Genomic DNA, 708 nt, shown 5'->3' with positions numbered 1-708 from the left:
GCTGCGGTGTTCGCTGGTGAGCTCAAGGACGCCGGTGTCCTGGGCTCGGTGGCAGGGTTGCGGGTTGATTTGTATGGTTCGTTGGCCGCGACGGGTCGTGGGCATGGCACCATGACGGCCACGCTGCTGGGCTTGGAGGGGTATCACCCTGAGCTGATCCTGCCCGACGAGGTGGAGGAGCGGCTCGCGACGATCGCTGAGAGAGGTGTCCTGAATCTGGCCGGTGCCTCCGGTGGGGGTGTGGAGCTGCCGTATGCGGTGGAGGACATGATCTTGCATCCGTTGACGGTGTTGCCGCGGCATACGAATGGGATGAAGTTTGCTGTCTCTGATGCTGAGGGGAAGGTGCTGCGGGAGGCGACGTTCTTCTCGGTCGGTGGTGGGTTCATTGTCCGTGAGGGTGAGGAGGATGCGGCCCGGGAGGAACTCGAGGAGTCGAAGAAGGAGTTGCCGTTGCCGTTCAGGACGGCGGCGGAGTTGCTGGGCCGGTGCTCGTCGAAGGGTTTGGGTATCAGCGACATCATGTTCATTAATGAGCGTGCGTCCCGGAGTGAGGAGGAGATCCGGGAGGGGTTGTTGCATATCTGGTCCGTGATGGAGGCCTGCGTTGAAACGAGTTTGCAGCGTGAGGGTGTGTTGCCTGGGGGGTTGAAGGTTCGTCGTCGTTCTCCTGATTGGTTGGAGCGGTTGCTGAAGGAGGACAAGGAC

At 61.6% G+C, this 708-nt stretch carries 1 protein-coding gene; it reads left to right on the top strand.

Annotation, left to right across the window (positions count from 1 at the left end; all coding sequences use genetic code 11):
• The coding region (locus A477_RS0118955) for a serine dehydratase beta chain (RefSeq protein ID WP_017200464.1) at positions 1-708 on the top strand (708 nt) is incomplete at both ends.

Origin of the sequence: Arthrobacter sp. M2012083 (assembly GCF_000281065.1) — a bacterium.
GTDB lineage: Bacteria > Actinomycetota > Actinomycetes > Actinomycetales > Micrococcaceae > Arthrobacter.
The sequence above is the reverse complement of the archived record's forward strand: the minus strand, read 5'-3'. Positions and strand labels throughout refer to the sequence as shown.